The 313-nt window shown below is 63.3% G+C and carries 1 protein-coding gene; it reads left to right on the forward strand.

The features are described 5' to 3' along the window. On the forward strand, positions 1-313 hold a 313-nt coding region (locus P0G09_RS17450), incomplete at both ends, for a carboxyl transferase domain-containing protein (RefSeq protein WP_275253307.1).

Below are 313 nucleotides of genomic sequence, written 5' to 3' on the forward strand. Positions count from 1 at the left end.
GGCTGCCGCTGCCCTGATCGACAAGGACAGCGCTGTGGAGCTGTACGCAGGCTTCGGCAAGCACGTCTACACCGCAATCGCAACCATCGGCGGCAACGCTGTGGGTATTGTGGCCACCGGCGAGACCCTGTGCCACAACTGCGTGGCCAAGGCTTCCCGCTTTGTCCGCCTGTGCGATGATTTCAGCGTGCCCGTGCTGACCATCGTCAACACCAACGGCTTTGCACCCATCGCCACCGATGACATCGCAGGCGGCTTCCGTGAGGCTGCCCGTCTGGCTGCTACCTATGCCGATGCTACCACCGCCAAGGTG

Origin of the sequence: Faecalibacterium sp. DFI.5.82 (assembly GCF_029076575.1) — a bacterium.
Classification (GTDB): Bacteria; Bacillota; Clostridia; order Oscillospirales; family Ruminococcaceae; genus Faecalibacterium; species Faecalibacterium duncaniae.